Source organism: Micromonospora nigra (genome assembly GCF_900091585.1).
Lineage (GTDB): Bacteria > Actinomycetota > Actinomycetes > Mycobacteriales > Micromonosporaceae > Micromonospora > Micromonospora nigra.
This window is the reverse complement of record NZ_FMHT01000003.1, coordinates 1,968,105-1,982,565: the sequence shown is the minus strand read 5'-3', so window position 1 is coordinate 1,982,565 and position 14,461 is coordinate 1,968,105. Positions and strand designations below refer to the sequence as shown.

The 14,461-nt window shown below is 75.2% G+C and carries 10 protein-coding genes; 8 read left to right on the top strand and 2 right to left on the bottom strand.

Going from position 1 to position 14,461, the window contains the following annotated elements; translation table 11 throughout:
* Window positions 1-266 precede the first annotated feature (266 nt).
* The 8 genes from GA0070616_RS08270 (at window position 267) to nudC (ending at window position 13,591) form a co-directional block, all read left to right on the top strand.
* Window positions 267-3,800, top strand: coding sequence for an ATP-dependent helicase (locus GA0070616_RS08270; RefSeq protein ID WP_091078877.1), 3,534 nt, complete (start codon window positions 267-269; stop codon window positions 3,798-3,800).
* A 37-nt stretch (window positions 3,801-3,837) separates the two neighbouring features.
* Window positions 3,838-7,233 carry an ATP-dependent helicase gene (locus tag GA0070616_RS08265; protein ID WP_091078875.1) on the top strand — a complete coding sequence of 1,132 codons (3,396 nt, stop codon included), beginning with the start codon at window positions 3,838-3,840 and terminating at the stop codon, window positions 7,231-7,233.
* A gap of 224 nt (window positions 7,234-7,457) precedes the next feature.
* Window positions 7,458-7,661 (top strand): transcription antiterminator/RNA stability regulator CspE, encoded by a 204-nt coding sequence (cspE, locus tag GA0070616_RS08260; RefSeq protein WP_007464836.1) that lies wholly within the window; start codon window positions 7,458-7,460, stop codon window positions 7,659-7,661.
* A gap of 228 nt (window positions 7,662-7,889) precedes the next feature.
* Window positions 7,890-9,302 (top strand): DEAD/DEAH box helicase, encoded by a 1,413-nt coding sequence (locus GA0070616_RS08255; protein WP_091078871.1) that lies wholly within the window; start codon window positions 7,890-7,892, stop codon window positions 9,300-9,302.
* Between the two features lie 217 nt (window positions 9,303-9,519).
* On the top strand, window positions 9,520-9,717 hold the full coding sequence (locus tag GA0070616_RS08250) for a hypothetical protein (RefSeq protein ID WP_091078868.1): 198 nt from the start codon (window positions 9,520-9,522) through the stop codon (window positions 9,715-9,717).
* 126 nt (window positions 9,718-9,843) lie between these two features.
* Complete coding sequence (locus GA0070616_RS08245; protein WP_091078864.1) at window positions 9,844-11,157, top strand: M16 family metallopeptidase; 1,314 nt, start codon at window positions 9,844-9,846, stop codon at window positions 11,155-11,157.
* 114 nt (window positions 11,158-11,271) lie between these two features.
* Window positions 11,272-12,615 (top strand): M16 family metallopeptidase, encoded by a 1,344-nt coding sequence (locus GA0070616_RS08240; protein ID WP_091078861.1) that lies wholly within the window; start codon window positions 11,272-11,274, stop codon window positions 12,613-12,615.
* Between the two features lie 34 nt (window positions 12,616-12,649).
* A complete protein-coding gene (gene nudC / locus GA0070616_RS08235) occupies window positions 12,650-13,591 on the top strand; it encodes an NAD(+) diphosphatase (protein ID WP_091078857.1) in 942 nt (313 codons plus the stop codon).
* Window positions 13,592-13,732: 141 nt separating this feature from the next.
* Here the strand turns inward: nudC and GA0070616_RS08230 are convergent, their stop codons facing one another.
* Together GA0070616_RS08230 and GA0070616_RS08225 are read right to left on the bottom strand one after the other, a co-directional pair.
* The gene (locus tag GA0070616_RS08230; protein ID WP_091078854.1) at window positions 13,733-13,987 is read right to left on the bottom strand and encodes a hypothetical protein; all 255 of its coding nucleotides are present in this window, start codon (window positions 13,985-13,987) and stop codon (window positions 13,733-13,735) included.
* A 216-nt stretch (window positions 13,988-14,203) separates the two neighbouring features.
* A complete protein-coding gene (locus GA0070616_RS08225) occupies window positions 14,204-14,434 on the bottom strand; it encodes a DUF397 domain-containing protein (RefSeq protein WP_091078850.1) in 231 nt (76 codons plus the stop codon).
* Between the last annotated feature and the right edge of the window lie 27 nt (window positions 14,435-14,461).

Genomic DNA, 14,461 nt, shown 5'->3' with positions numbered 1-14,461 from the left:
TGACGGGACGGGGCGGGGCGGCGGTGTGGTGTGGCGGAGTGGTGTGGCGGCGGGGCGGGGCGGGCGGAGGTGGGGCGGCCCGAGTTGCGGCAATTCGGGATGTCCGCGGGGCTTGGAGGCCCGAGTTGCCGCAACTCGGGTTGTCGGGCGATCTTCCGGGCGGAGGTTGTCGGGCGATCCTCCGGTCGAAACAGGAAGCCGGTGAGCTGGGCCGCCGAGGGTGTGGCGGGTCGGGGAGTGTCGCAGGCCCGTGATGGGATGGCGGGATGCAGGCGTACCGGTTGGTGCGTCGGCCCGACGGGCCGGCCCAGGCGAGCGAGCCGCTGCCCGGTCGTGCTCCGGCCCAGGTGGGCGAGCCGCTGTCCGGTCGTGCTCCGACCCAGGTGGGCGGCGCGGAACAGGCGATCTGGCGCGACGACCCCGCGCAGCGTGAGATCGTCGCGCACACCGAGGGGCCGATGCTGGTGCTCGGAGGGCCGGGCACCGGCAAGACCAGCGTCCTGGTGGAGGCGGTCGCCGCCCGGGTGGCGGAGGGGGTCGACCCGGAGCGCGTCCTCGTGCTCACGTTCAGCCGGCGGGGGGCCACCGAGCTACGGCACCGGATCGAGGCGCGGATCGCCCGCGACGGGCACCGGGTGCTGCGCGAGCCGCTGGTACGCACCTTCCCGGCGTACGCCTTCGGGCTGTTGCGCCGGGCGGCCGCCGAGCGGGGTGAGCCGTCGCCCAGGCTGCTCACCGGCCCGGAACAGGACCTGATCATCCGCGAGCTGCTCGACGTGGTGGGAGAGGAACCCGGCGACGACCCGGTCGGCTGGCCGGAGGATCTGCGACCCGCGCTGCGTACCCGGGCGTTCGCCGCCCAGCTTCGCGACCTGCTGATGCGTGCCGCCGAGCGGGGCGTCGGCCCGACCGAGCTGGCCCGGCTCGGCGAGCAGCTCGGTCGCGCCGACTGGCCGGCCGCCGCGCGCTTCCTGCGCGAGTACGTGGCCGTCCTCGCCCTGCGCGACGTCAGCAACCGCGGTTCGGTGGCGTACGACCCGGCGGAGCTGGTCCGGGCGGCCACCGGGATGCTGCGCGACGACGCGGAGCTGCTCGCCGCCGAGCGCCGGCGCCTGTCGTGCGTCTACGTCGACGAGCTGGCCGACACCGACCCGGCGCAGCTCGATCTGCTCGCCACGGTGGCCGGCGGCGGCACCCCGCTCGTCGCCTTCGCCGACCCGGACTCCTCGACGTACGCGTTCCGGGGAGCCGATCCGGCCGGCGTGACCACGTTCCCGCACCGGTTCCGCACGGCCTCCGGTGCGCCCGCGGCCCAGGTGGTGCTGACCACCTCCTACCGGGCGGGGGAGCGGTTAGTGGCCGCCGCCGCCCGGTTGGCCCGCCGACTGCGCGGCCCGGCGGCCCACCGGCGGCTGCGTCCCCTGCCCGACGCGCCGCCGGGCTCCGTGGAGGTGCGCACCTTCCGCTCCGCCACCAGCGAGGCGGCCTTCCTGGCGCACGCGTTGCGCGAGGCGCACCTGCTGGGCGGGGTGCCCTGGTCCCGGATGGCGGTGCTGGTCCGCTCGACCGGGCGACACCTGCCCTCGCTGCGCCGGGCCCTGCACGCCGCCGGGGTGCCCACTGTGGTGCACGGCGAGGACCTGCCGCTGCACCTGCAACCGGCGGTGGCGCCGCTGCTGCTCCTGCTGCGCTGCGCGCTGGAGCCCGACCGGCTGGACGAGGAGGCCGCCGTCGCGCTGCTGCACTCGCCGCTCGGGGGCGCCGACCCCCTGGCCGAACGGCGGCTGCGCCAGGGCCTGCGGGCGTTGGCGCTGGCGGCGGGCGACCGCCGTCCCTCGGGCGAGCTGATCGTGGAGGCGCTGCGGGATCCGGCCGAGCTGGCCGGCATCGAGCGACGGTGGGCGGAGCCGGCGCAGACGGTGGCCGGGCTGCTGGCGGTGGCACGGGACGCGGCGGCCCGGCCGGGCACGACCGCCGAGGACGTGCTGTGGGCGGTGTGGTCGGCCAGCGGGCTGGCCGAGCTGTGGTCGGCGACCCTGAGCCGGGGGCCGGCCGCATCCGGCGAGGGCGACGTGGCACGCCGTCGCCGGGTGGAGGCCGCCGACCGTGACCTGGACGCGGTGCTGGTGCTCTTCGACGCCGCCGCCCGGTTCACCGACCGCCTGCCCGGTGCGCGGACCGAGGTGTTCCTCGACCACGTGCTCGGCCAGGAGTTGCCGGCCGACACGCTCGCCCCCACAGCCGACCGGGGAGACGCGGTGCGACTGCTCACCGCACACGCCGCCAAGGGGTCGGAGTGGGACCTGGTGGCGGTCGCGGGCGTGCAGGAGGGCGTCTGGCCGGATCTGCGGCTGCGGGGCAGCCTGCTCGGCTCGGAGCGGCTGGTCGACGTGCTGGCCGGCCGGTCCGACGGCAGCGGCTCGGTCGCCACGCTCGTCGGGCAGACGTCGGCGCTGCTGGACGAGGAACGCCGGCTGTTCCACGTGGCGGTGACCCGGGCCCGGCGACGCCTCCTCGTCTCGGCGGTCGCCTCCGCCGCCGTGGGCGGCGACGACCACGAGGAACAGCCCAGCCGTTTCCTGTACGAACTCGGCCCGACCGGTCCGGGCGACCCGACCGGCTCGACGGGTCCGACCGATTCGACGGGTCCGACCGATTCGACGGGTCCGACCGATTCGACGGGTCCGACCGGCTCGACGGGTCCGACCGGCTCGGGTGGCGTCGGGGAGCCGGGGCGACCGGACCGGGCCGGGGAGGGCGGGGCGGACCCGGAGGTCGCGGTGACCCTGCCGGTGAGCCGGCCGCCCCGGGCGCTGACCCTGCCGGCGTTGGTGGCGGAACTGCGTACGGCGGTCACCGACCCGGCGACCCCGACCGCCCGGCGGCACGCGGCGGCGACCCAACTGGCCCGGCTCGCCGCCGCCGGGGTCTCCGGCGCACACCCCGACGACTGGTGGGGGCTGCGCCCGCTCTCCGACGACCGGCCGTTGGTCGACGAGGGCGACGCGGTGCGGGTCACCCCGTCGGCGATGGAGAGCGCGCTGCGGTGCAGCCTGCGCTGGCTGCTGGAACGGCACGGCGGCAGCCCGCCGACGGGAACCGCGCAGGGCGTCGGCAACCTGGTGCACGCGGCGGCCATGCTGGCCGAGGACGCCAGCGCCGACCGGGGCGCGCTGCTGGACTACGTCGCCGCGCGCTTCGACGCGATCGAACTGGCCGCGCGGTGGATGGTCGGCCCGGAACGCGACCGCGCCGAGGGCATGGTGGACAAGCTGCTGCGCTGGCTCGCCGCGAATCCGCGCCGGTTGCTCGCCATCGAGCACGAGTTCGCGGTGCGCCTCGACGACCCGCACCGCCCCGTCCACCTGGTCGGTCGGGTGGACCGCCTGGAGATCGACGCGGACGGCCGCCTGGTGGTGGTGGACCTCAAGACCGGCAAGTCCACCGCCGTCACCGCGTCCGACCTGACGGAACATCCACAGTTGGGCGCGTACCAGGCGGCGGTGGAGGCCGGGGCGTTCGCCGAGTTCGGTGAGGAGTCCGGCGGCGCGGCGCTGGTGCAGCTCGGCACCGCCGCGAAGGACGCCCGGGAACAGAGCCAGCCGCCGGCAGGCGAGGGGCCGGAGGCCGGCTGGGCGACGGCGCTGGTGCGGCGCACGGCCGACACGATGGCCGCGTCCACCTTCGCCGCCGTCGCGAACGCGAAGTGCCGGGTCTGCCCCGTGCGCACGAGCTGCCCCGTGTCGGGCCAGGGTCGTCAGGTCGTCGAGCCGCCGACCCGCCGCGAGGCGCAGCCGTGACTGTGGGAAACGTCCCTGCCGGCCCTAGGGTGACCCGGTGACCCAGCCCGCCCTGTTCGGCACCGTCCCGCCGGTGCCCCGCAGGCCCGACGCGGGCCCCCGCTACACCCCGGTGGAGCTGGCCCGGCTGCTGCGCCTGCCCGCGCCGACCCGGGAGCAGGCGGAGATCATCGCCGCGCCCGTCGAGCCGCTGCTGGTGGTCGCGGGTGCCGGCTCGGGCAAGACCGAGACGATGGCCGCCCGGGTGGTCTGGCTGGTGGCCAACTCGTACGTGCGCCCCGAGCAGGTGCTCGGGCTGACCTTCACCCGCAAGGCGGCCGGCGAGCTGGCGCACCGGGTGAGGACCCGACTCGACCAGCTCGTACGCCGCCTCGGCAGGCGGGGGCGCGACCCGCTGGACGATCCCCTCGCGGGAGAACCGACGGTGTCCACGTACCACTCGTACGCTGGCCGCATCGTCACCGAGCACGGCCTGCGGGCCGGCTACGAGCCGTCGACCCGGCTGCTCACCGAGGCGTCCCGGTGGCAGCTGGTCGACCTGATCGTGCGCAACTACGACGGCGACATGACCGGGGTGGACCGGATGCCGAGCACCGTCACCGACGCGGTGCTGGCGCTGGCCGGAGAGCTGGACGAGCATCTCGTCGCCCCGGACGCCCTGGCCGCCTGGACGGGCCGGTTCTTCGCCGACGTGCAGTCCCGCCCCGGCCGGGTCTACGCCGACGTGCGCAGGGCACTCGCGCTCCAGCAGACCCGGCTGAAGCTGCTGCCGCTGGTGCGCGCGTACGCCCGGCGCAAGGACGACTTCGAGGCGATGGACTTCGCCGACCAGCTCGCCCGGGCGGCCCGGGTGGCCCGGGACCACCCGGGCGTCGGCGAGATCGAGCGGGACCGGTTCCGGGTGGTGCTGCTCGACGAGTACCAGGACACCAGCCACGCCCAGGTGGTGCTGCTCAACGCGTTGTTCGGCGGCGGGCACCCGGTGACCGCCGTCGGCGATCCCTGCCAGTCGATCTACGGGTGGCGGGGGGCCAGCGCCGGCACCCTGGACCGTTTCCCCACCGAGTTCGCCCGCTCCGACGGCGGTCCGGCCCGGGTGCTCGGCCTCACCACGAGCTGGCGCAACCGCCCGGAGATCCTCGGGGTGGCCAACGCGCTGGCGACCCCGCTGCGCGCCGCGGGGGCCCGGGTGCCGGAGCTGCACGCCGCGCTGAGCGTCGCCGACCCGATCCCGCACCGCAGCCCTCGTGGGGCCGCCGCCGGCACCGTGCACTGTGCGCTGCTGACGACGTACGCCGACGAGGCCGACTGGATCGCCGACAGCGTCCTGGCGGCGTGGCGGGCGGCGGGCGGCAACCCCGGCGCGCTGCCCGAGCACATCCCGGTGGCCCGGCGCCCCACCACGGCCGTGCTGGTGCGGCTGCGCAGCCAGATCCCGGCGATCGAGTCGGCGCTGCGCGCCCGGGGCCTGCCCGTCGAGGTGGTCGGCCTGGGCGGCCTGCTGGACACCCCCGAGGTGCGGGATGTCGTGTGCACGTTGCGGGTGCTGGCCGACCCGACCGACGGGGCGGCGCTGCTGCGGCTGCTCACCGGGGCCCGCTGGCGGATCGGCCCGCGCGATCTGGTGGCCCTGCACCGGCGGGCGAAGACCCTCGCCGCCGCCCGTCGGCAGCTCGCCGACGACGGGGCCCCGGAGATCACCCCGGATCTGCTGGACGAGGCCACCCTGGTGGAGGCATTGGCCGACCTCGGCCCGGCGCAGGCGTACTCGGCGGAGGGCTACGCCCGGCTGCGCGCGTACGCCCACGAGCTGGGTCTGCTGCGCTACCGCCTGGACCAGTCCCTGCCGGAACTGATCGCGGACATCGAGCGGACCATCGGGTTGGACGTGGAGGTCGCCGTACGGGCCGGCCACGACGGCGCGGGCGACGCGGGCCTGGCGCGTGGGCACCTCGACGCGCTGGGGGACGTGGCCGCCCGGTTCAGCGGGGAGACGCCGGGGGCCACCCTGGCCGGGTTCCTGGCCTACCTGACCGCCGCCGAGGACGAGGAACGCGGACTGGCGCCCGGCGAGGTGGAGGTGGTCGAGGGTGCGGTGCAGATCCTCACCGCGCACGCCGCCAAGGGTCTGGAGTGGGACGTGGTGGCGGTGGCCGGGCTGAGCCGGGGGATCTGGCCGGGGCCGGTGCGCAACTCCGACCACTGGCTCGGCGGGTTGGGGGTGCTGCCGTTCCCGCTGCGGGGCGACGCCGACGGGCTGCCGCACCTCGACCTGGCCGAGGTGGGCGACCAGCGTGGGGTGGCCCGGGCAGTGGAGGACTTCACCGACTCCTGGCGGGCGCACGACGAGCGGGAGGAACGGCGGCTGGCGTACGTCGCGGTCACCCGCCCCCGTCGGCTGCTGCTCTGCTCCGGGCACTGGTGGGGCGAGGGTGTGAAGCGCCCGCGCGGGCCGTCGGTGCTGCTGCGCGAGGTGCACGACGCGTGCCTGGACGGCGGCACGGGCCACCTGGTCGACGAGTGGGCCCCGGAGCCGACACCGGACGCGGTCAACCCGACCACCGAGGTGGTGTTGCGGGCCGAGTGGCCGGCCGACCCGCTGGGCGTCCGCCGGCCCGCACTGGCCGAGGCGGCGGCGCTGGTGCGCCGGAACCTGGCAGCCGGCGACGGCCCCGGCAGGCCCGTCCCCGCCGACGGGCCCGCCCCCGCCAACGGGGTCGCGGACGATCCGGAGGTGGCCCGCTGGGAGCGGGAGGCTGATCTGCTGCTGGCCGAGCGGTCCGAGCTGACGAAGCTGTCCGGCCCGGTGGAGGTGGCCGTGCCGGGGCAGTTGTCGGTGACCCAGCTGGTCGCCCTGCGCCGGGATCCGGAGGCGTTGGCCCGGGCCCTGCGTCGGCCGCTGCCCAGCGAACCCAGTCCGTACGCCCGCCGGGGCACCGCGTTCCACGCCTGGCTGGAGCAGCGGTTCGGGGCGGACCGGCTGCTCGACGTCGACGAGCTGCCGGGCGCGGCGGACGCTGACGCCGCGCCCGACGAGGCCCTCGCCGAGCTTCAGGAGCGCTTCCTGGCCAGCGAGTGGGCCGACCGGGTGCCGGTCGAGGTGGAGGTGCCGTTCGCCACGGTCCTCGCCGGGGTGGTGGTCCGGGGTCGGATGGACGCCGTCTTCGCCCGCCCGGGTGGGCGGTTCGACGTGGTCGACTGGAAGACCGGGGGGCAGCCGGTGGGCAGGGCGGCCGAGGCGGCCGCCGTGCAGCTGGCCGTCTACCGGCTGGCCTGGGCGGAGCTGGCGGGCGTGCCCGTGGACCGGGTGGGCGCGGCGTTCCACTACGTGCGGGACGGGGTGACCGTCCGTCCGGCCGACCTGCTCGACGTCGAGGGGCTCACCGCACTGATCGCGGAACTTCCGGGAGCAGGAATTCCGGCGAGAGGGTGAGCGGATCGCGTCGGGCGTGGTAGGTTGTCGGTGTTGCAGTTTTGGTTTCCAGAGACTCTGTGTGCGCCTGGCGGATTGTGGCCCCAGGCGCTCTTTGTTGTGTCCGGAGTTCTCCGGGCGGGGCGACCAGCAGCGACAGGCGATCCACGCATCCCGCGCGGATCGCTCCTCTCCGGCCCGCAACACGTGCGGGTCGACCGTTCCGTCAAGGAGACGAAACAGACATGGCTATTGGCACCGTCAAGTGGTTCAACGCTGACAAGGGCTTCGGCTTCATCACCCCGGACGGCGGCGGCGCCGACGTCTTCGCCCACTTCTCGGCGATCCAGTCCTCCGGCTACCGGAGCCTGGACGAGAACCAGCGGGTCGAGTTCGAGGTGACCCAGGGCCAGAAGGGCCCGCAGGCGGAGAACATCCGTCCGCTCTGATCCGCCGGATCACCGTGTGACACCCACCGCGCCCGCCGGGCGCGGTGGCCCGGCCGGTCCGCCCCGCCGCGACAACACGCCGCGCCCTTCCGGGCGCGCGACGTCGACGGCGTGGGCGGACCGCCCGGAACCTTCGGTTCGTGCTTGCGACCGCCTGGCGGCTGTGCCGTCCGGCGCGCGCCTCAGGGCGCCTTCCTCGACACGTGCCGCGTCGAGGAAGGCTTTCGCATGACCACCACTCTTCCGACCTTCGCCGCCACCGGGCTGGCGCCGGCCCTGCTCGCCGAGTTGACCGCGCAGGGCATCGCCGCGCCGTTCCCGATCCAGTCGGCCACCCTGCCGGACTCGCTCGCCGGCCGGGACGTGCTCGGCCGGGGCCGCACCGGCTCGGGCAAGACCCTGGCGTTCGGGCTGCCGCTGCTGCACCGCACCGCCGGCCACCGCGCCCGACCCGGCCGGCCGCTGGCGCTGGTGCTGGTGCCGACCCGGGAACTGGCCCAGCAGGTCACCACGGCGCTCGCCCCGTACGCCCGCGCCCTCGGGCTGCGCTGCGCCACCGTCGTGGGTGGGCTGTCGCTGCAACGCCAGGCGGACGCCCTGCGTACCGGTGCCGAACTGGTGGTGGCCACGCCCGGCCGGCTGCACGACCTGATCAACCGGGGGGACGCCCGGCTGGACCAGGTGGCCGTCACGGTGTTGGACGAGGCCGACCAGATGGCCGACATGGGTTTCCTGCCGCAGGTCACCAAGCTGTTGGAGCAGGTGGCCCCGAACGGCCAGCGGATGCTGTTCTCGGCCACCCTGGACGGTGGCGTGGACCGACTGGTCCGCCGCTTCCTGACCAGCCCGGTGACCCACTCCGTCGATCCGGGCACCGCCACGGTCACCGCGATGACCCACCATCTCCTGCACGTGGACGCGGCCGACAAGCCGGCCGCGTTGACCCGCATCGCGGCCCGGGAGGGCCGCACCATCCTGTTCATGGGGACCAAGCACCGCGCCGACCGTCTCGCCCGGCAACTGCTCTCCAAAGGGGTACGCGCCGCCGCCCTGCACGGGGGCAAGTCGCAGCCGCAGCGCACCCGCATCCTGGAGCAGTTCCGCACGGGGCAGGTGACCGCCCTGGTCGCCACGGACGTGGCGGCGCGCGGCATCCACGTGGACGGGCTCGACCTGGTGGTGAACGTCGACCCGCCGGCCGAGGCGAAGGACTACCTGCACCGGGGCGGGCGTACGGCCCGGGCGGGGGAGTCGGGGACCGTGGTCACCCTGGTGCTGCCGGAACAACGGCGGGACGTGTCCCGGCTGATGGCCACCGCCGGCATCCGCCCGCAGGCCACCGAGGTGCGCTCCGTCGGCGACGAGGCGCTGGTCCGGGTCACCGGGGCCCGGGAGCCGTCGGGCGTACCGGTGACCATCGTCGTGCCCACCCCGTCGGTCGCCACCGCCGGTCGCGGCACCCGTCGGTCGGGGGGCCGGGGCGCCGGAGCCGGGCGGGTGGACGAGAGCCGCTTCGCCGGTGAGGGCCGCCCCGCCGCCGGAGGTCGGGCCCCGCAGGGCGGTCGTGGCGGTGACGGCGGCGCGACGCCGCACCGGGCCTCGGGCCGCCCCCGCCGGGCCCGCCGCCCCCGCACCGCCTGAGGCGTCACCGCCGGGCGTGGCCACCAGCACCACCTGAGGCGTCACCGCCCGGCGTGGCCACCAGCACGCCCGCGCCGTACCGGCCCCGCCGACCGCAACCGAGTCGCCAATCGGCGGCGGTTGCGTCGGCTGGCCGACTGACTCCCTCCGGCGTGCCGGGAAGGCTGACCCCCGGGGGACGAGCCGGGGGGTCGGCTCGGCGCAGAGGGGATGTGTCATGGCGTACGACGTCGACGTGGCGGCGGTGCGTGAGTTGCTCCTGGTTGTCGCGGTCGCGGCCGTCGGGCTGCTGCTCGCCCTGGCCGTCGCCTTCACGCCCTGGCCGGCGCAGCCCGGCGGGGCGGGCCCCGCCGGGCTGGTGGAGCTGCACGGTCCGCCCGGGACGGCCGGGCGGACCGACGTGCACGCCGGCTGAGACGGCTGGGCCGGGGGTGGTTGGTGGGGTTCGCCGGGCCGCCCGTTCCGGCCCACCCGTCCGGCGGAGTGCCGCGCCCGGGGAGGTCACCGGTGAGGGCAGTGCCGACGCGCTAGGGTCGATCCCGTGGCGGCGCGGAGATCGAGAATTCCAGCGACGAAGTACCCGGTCGAGCGGTTCACCCTCGACAACGGCCTGCGGGTGGTGCTCACCCCCGACCGCAGTGCCCCGGTGATCGGGGTGGCGGTGGTCTACGACGTCGGCATCCGCTCCGAACCCGAGGGGCGCAGCGGCTTCGCCCACCTCTTCGAACACCTGATGTTCCAGGGCTCGGAGAACCTGGAGAAGCTGGCCCACTTCCGGCACGTGCAGGGCGCGGGCGGCACCTTCAACGGCTCCACCCACCTCGACTACACCGACTACTTCGAGACCCTGCCGAGCAACGCCCTGGAACGGGCGTTGTTCCTGGAGGCCGACCGGATGCGCGGCCCCCGGCTGACCGAGGAGAACCTGCGCAACCAGGTCGACGTGGTCAAGGAGGAGATCCGGGTCAACGTGCTGAACCGGCCGTACGGCGGGTTTCCCTGGTTGACCCTGCCGCCGGTCATGTTCGACACCTTCCCCAACGCCCACGACGGCTACGGTTCCTTCGACGACCTGGAGTCGGCAACCGTCACCGACGCCGCCGACTTCTTCCGCCGCTACTACGCCAGCGGCAACGCCGTCCTGGCGGTCAGCGGGGACGTGGACGTCGTCGAGGCCACCGCGCTGATCGAGCGGCACTTCGGCGACGTTCCGGCCCGGCCCGCGCCGGTGCGGCCCGACTTCACCGAACCCGACCTGACCGCCGAGCGACGCACGTCGTACACCGACAAGCTGGCCCCGTTGCCGGCGGTGGCATCGGCCTGGCGGGTGCCCGACCCGGTCGGCGACTTCGCCGCCTACCTGCCGTACGTGGTGCTGGCCGAGGTGCTCACCGACGGCGACGCGTCCCGGCTGGTCGAGCGCCTGGTTCAGCGCGACCGCTCGGTGACCAGCCTGGGCGGCTACCTCGGCTTCATGGGCGACCCGTTCGACGTGCGCGACCCGACGGCGTTGCTGCTCCAGGCGCACCTGCCGCCGAGCGGCGACGCGGACAAGGTGCTGCGCACCGTCGACGAGGAACTCGACCGGCTGGCCACCGACGGGCTGGCCGAGGGCGAACTGGCCCGCACCCAGGCCCGGATGGCCACCCACCTGCTGCGCGATACCGACGCGGTGCTCGGCCGGGCGCTGCGGATGGCGGTGCTGGAGCAGCAGCGCGGTGAGCCGGGCCTGCTCAACGACCTGCCCCGGCTCGTCGGCGAGGTCGGTGAGGAGCAGGTCCGTGCCGCCGCCGCCACCCTGCGGCCGGAGCGCCGCGCGTCCGTCGAGATCGTCCCGGGAGGTGGCCGCCAGTGAGTGCGAGGAGTGAGCCGGGTTTGCGAGCCCCGCAGTCGCGAACGAAGGTGGTTCAGTGAGTGCGAGGAGTGAGCCGGGTTTGCGAGCCCCGCAGTCGCGAACGAAGGTGGTTCAGTGAGTGCAGTTGTCCAGGCCGGTCCGCGTACGCTGCCGCCGCTCGGCCCCACCCGCCGGCTGAAGCTGCCGAAGCAGGCCGAGCGGCGACTCGGCAACGGGTTGACCGTGATCGCGGTCCGCCGGCCCGCCGTTCCGCTGATCGAGCTGCGGCTCTGGATGCCCTTCGGCCGGGTTCACCTGGCCCGGGGCGCGATGCTCGCGCAGACGATGCTCTCCGGCACCGACACGCTGTCCAGCGTGCGGCTCGCCGCCGAACTACAGACGGTCGGCGGCGGGTTGTCCGCCGGCATCGACCCCGACCGGCTGATGCTCTCCGGTGCCGGCCTGGTGACCGGGCTCGACCGGATGCTCGACCTGCTCGGGCAGGTGCTCACCGGCGCGACCTATCCCGGCGACGAGGTCGGCACGGAGCGGGACCGGCTGGTCGACCGGATCCAGGTCGCCCGCAGCCAGCCTTCGCACCTGGCCCGCACCGCGCTGCTGCGCCGTGTCTACGGCGCTCACCCGTACGCGGTGCAGACCCCCGAGCCCGACCAGGTGAACGCGGTGCGTCCCGCGGCGCTGCGCAAGCTGCACGCCGAGCGGGTGCATCCGGCCGACGCGGTGCTGGTGCTGGTCGGTGACGTGCAGCCGGAGCGTGCCCTGGACGCCGCCGAGAAGGCCCTCGGGGGGTGGAACGGTGCCGGGCACGTCGCCGACCTGCCGCCCGCCCCGCCGCTGGTGCCGGGTCCGCTGCTGCTGGTCGACCGGCCGGGCGCGGTGCAGTCCTCGCTGCGGATGGCGCTGCCCGCGGTGCCCCGTACCCATCCCGACCATGCGGCCCTGCAACTGGCCAACCTCGTCTTCGGTGGCTACTTCTCCTCCCGCTGGGTGGAGAACATCCGGGAGGACAAGGGCTACACGTACGGGCCGCACTCCCTGGTGGAGCACTCGGTGGCCGGCTCGGTGCTGGTCGCCGCCGCCGACGTGGCCACCGAGGTGACCGCGCCGGCCCTGCTGGAGACCAGCTACGAGCTGGGTCGGCTGGCCACGCTGCCGCCGAAGCCCGACGAGCTGGAACAGGCCCGCCAGTACGCCCTCGGCACCCTCCAGCTCGGCATGTCGACCCAGGCCGGGCTGGCTTCGCTCACCAGTGCCTACGCCGGCAACGGGCTGCGTCTGGACTTCCTGGCCGAGCACGCGGCCCGGCTGGCGAAGACGACCGTGGACGACGTCGCCGCGGCGGCGGCCCGCTACCTGGCTCCGTCCCGGGCGGTCACCGTCGTGCTGGGCGACGCGGAACGGGTGGCCCCGGGCCTGGCCGCGCTGACTGCGCTGGACACCGTGCCGGCCGAGCGGTGACCGGGGTGGTCGTCGACCGGCCGGGGAGGGTGTCGTGAGCGCCGAACCGGCCCCACCGCTGGCCCGGTCCACCCTGGACCGGGCGGCGCACCGGCGGACGGACCCGCAGTGGTTGGCGCGGGCCTGGGCCGGGTCACGGGTGTTGGTGCTCGACGTCGCCGCCGAGGGGCGGGCGCTGGTACGCACCGACGTCTCGCCGCCGAGGCTGGTGCTGCTCGACCCGGCGGACCTGCCCTCGACCCTCGCCGAGGGGGCGATGTTCCTCGGCGTCGAGCCGGACGGGGTGCCGGTGTTCTGCGTGCACGCCGGGTTGCCGGTGCTGCCGGCTACCCGTGCGGCGCATCTGCGGGAGATCGGTCACCTCCTCGGCGACCGGGACGCCGGCCTGTTCACCACCGCGCTGGCGCTGACCAACTGGCACCTGCGGCACCTCTACCACCCGGTCAGCGGGCAGCCGACCGAGGCGCACGAGGCCGGTTGGTCCCGGGTGGACCCGGCCGGGGACCGGATCTGGCCGCGTACCGACCCGGCGATGATCGTGCTGGTGCACGACGGGGTGCCGGGCCCCGAGGGTCGCTGCCTGCTCGGCAACAACGTCACCTGGCCGAGCACGCCGGGGCAGCGGCGCTTCTCGTGTCTCGCCGGTTACGTGGAGCCCGGGGAGTCCGCCGAGGCGGCCGTGTTGCGCGAGGTCCGCGAGGAGGTCGGCGTCGCGGTGGCCGACATCGCGTACGCGGGCAGCCAGTCCTGGCCCTTTCCCGGCTCGCTGATGCTCGGCTTCCTCGCCACCGCCGACCCCCGTCACCCGGTGCGGCTCGACCCGACGGAGATCGCGTACGCCCGATGGTTCTCCCGGCGGGAGATCGGGGCGGCGGTCGACGGCGGGCAGGTGGACGCGGGCGGTGCCCACCTGGTGCTGCCCCCGCCGTCGTCGATCGCGTTGTTCCTCATCCGGCGCTGGCTCGACGGGCCCTGACCGGGGCGGGTGCCCCGGCACGTGCGGTCCCGGCCCGTGACCGTCGTTGCCGCGACGGTCACGGACCGGGGACCCGCGCCGTCGTGGCCGGTGGGGCGGGGAACGCGGCGGGGGAGCCGGCCGGCCACGACGGACGTCTGGTCAGGTGCCGCCCGTGGTGTCGGGGCCGGGCAGTGGGACCACCTTGACCCGCTGTCTGCCGGCGCGGACGGCACCTACCGTGGACAGCGCGCGGGCCAGCAGCAGCGCCGCCTCCCGGTTCTCGGCGTGCACCACCTGCCGGCGGGGTTCGGGGATGGTCGTCTCGTCCCGTAGCCGGCCACCGCAGGCGAGCGCGGCGGCGACGTCCACGTCGGCGGCGGCGCGGATCTCGGTGCGAACGATCAGGAACCGCATGGGGGTCTCCGGATGTCCCGCGACAGGTGGTGACGGGTGGAACTTCCACGTCACATTGCCGTCATCGTACGCCCGGCGGGCGTCCCAGCAAGTGAAACGCGACCATCGGCGGCGAGCACGGGCCGATCATCCGATGCCTGCTCAGCGAGGTCGCGTGGGGACGGGTACGCCCAGGGGCCGCCGGCGTGCGCCGACGGCCCCTGGGGACGCGCGAACTCAGTGCGAGTCGAACTGTCCGTTCCGCGCGCCGGTGAGGAAGCCGAGCCAACCGGCCCGCTCGAACAGCAGCACCGGACCGCCGGGGTCCTTGCTGTCCCGCACCGCTGTGGCGCCGGGGCGCACGGGTGCCACCTCGACGCAGTTGGAGGTCTGGCTGCGGGTGCTCTTGCGCCATGGAGCGTCCGCGAACTGGGCGGGGACGGACGGCGTGTTGCGGATCTCGTTCATCGTTGCACTCCTGAGGTGAACCACCGA